1 protein-coding gene is annotated in these 1,935 nt (G+C 52.6%); it reads right to left on the minus strand.

Annotated features, from left to right (window positions below):
* Positions 1-1,935: FG-GAP-like repeat-containing protein (locus tag RA26_RS21775; protein WP_039187530.1), on the minus strand; the 1,935-nt coding region annotated here is incomplete at both ends.

A 1,935-nucleotide genomic window follows, 5' to 3' on the forward strand; every position in this document is an offset into this window, starting at 1 on the left:
GCCAATCGCCGTCGACGGCGCGTAAGCCACAACCGTCTCGCCGCCCTGACCGTTCGTCAGCCCGGTCAGCAAATGCGCAACGTCACCGTCGCCAAACCAGATCGAACCGTCCGTTTTGCTTTCGGACACAAAGTCCGGCAGCCCGTCGCCGTCAAAATCACCGGACTCGATGTAGCCAGGGATCGCTGGGATACCGCTCGCCTCAGGCGCTACAAAGCCAGTGCCTGTCGAAAGGAAAACACGACCGGGCGAGTCATTAAGAACCTGAGTATATCTGAACTGGTATCCATCACACCCATTGGACTTGGCAACTTTTTCATCAACAACAATAATGTCGTCCAGACCATCTCCATTTACATCTGCGACTGTGGCAACGTATGGAGTGTTTCGGCTTCCGGACCGGTTCAGTGAAGAAGTCTGCTCATGGCCAATCCATTTTATTGGTGGCAGGAAGTTCTTTCCCGTGGAAAGCGCCACCGCCAGATGGCGCGCATGGTCGAATCTGGCAACATAGACAAGATCTAGTTTTGCATCTCCATTCACGTCTGCCTTGGCAAACGGTCTATAATAATATGGCCTCTCTTCCATATTGCGAAAATCTTCACCACCGGGCCGAGAATCATTCCGGAAAAATTGACCATCGCGCAGGTCTAGTACGGTCCACCAGTAAGAATCCTCAGACAGTGTCAGGATTACTTCTGACACCCCATCGCCATCAATATCTGTTATCTGACCTGCTGATTGCGGATGCTCATCTGGTTGGAGGTCATATCTTTCTAGACTTTTCCAACTTGGAAATATGTCCATGAAGACGGTATTGTAGTTCCCTAAAGGAGCTACCGCTTCGATCTCAGGGTCTGAATCGAAGTTGCCAAAGAACATTCTTTCAGCCCCAGTAAGAGATGATATTTTGGCTGTTCCATCACCAACTCCGAAAAACAACATTTTTGGAGGATTCCGGACAACTGAATCACCATCGCGTTCAAATATCACCTGCTTCACGACTAACAGTGCTTGATCCAAAGGAGGCAAGGCTGGTAAGACTGAAAGCGCTGAAAGTACTGAGCCAACCCCGGTACTTAGAGGAAGATCTAAGGAGTTCCAAACTGAGTTTGGCGTCTTCCTGATTAGAGCCCTAGAACCTGTTTTATCAATTGCATATTTAACCGCGTAACGCTCAGCGAACGTATTGAATCCCAGCTCAGAATTCAAGCACGAAGGGAAATTTGTGGGTACCGCTCTGCTAGTGTGAATTGATGGCTGCACCAGTTCATCTCTGTTATCGCCATCAGAATCGAATACACGGAGATTCCAGATGAAAGTCGTGTCAGCGTACGTCTTCTGCTCCAGTGCTGCGGCATCCGAAGCATAGGCGAGATCCTTCAGTGGGCTGGGCTGCTGGGTGCCGCCGGTGATAGTGCTGTCCGCATCCACCGTGTAGTCGCTGCCGTAAAGCCGAACCCGCGACAGCTGGTGCGCCCGGGTCACCGCAGAGCGCTGGTACTCCAGCTTATAGGCCCGGATCTGGCGGGTACCACTAGGCATCGCATCATCGCGCACAAACACCGATTTAAGCCGGTGGTACTGCCGCCCGAATTGCCCCGCCGTGCCCACCGCATAGGTCGCAACCGGTTCGGACTGCTCCTCATAGCGGAACACCACCTTGTAGCCATTGGCATAGGTCACCGACGCCGGCCGGTGCGCCCGTGCATTCGCCTTGGACTCAAAGAAATAGTTGTAGGTGACGGTGTTTGCAGTCTGCTGCGTGTCCCGGATCCCGGTCAGCAGGAACTTGCGCCGGAACAGCGCATCAAACTCATCACCCGACGACGTGTCCCCGTTAATCGCACCAAGAGCACGGTAGGTGTAGACCACGCCCTTGTCATTGGTGACCTCGAAATACTCCACCTGCTTGCCATTCACGGTTTCATATTT

Source organism: Leisingera sp. ANG-M7 (genome assembly GCF_000813965.1).
GTDB lineage: Bacteria > Pseudomonadota > Alphaproteobacteria > Rhodobacterales > Rhodobacteraceae > Leisingera.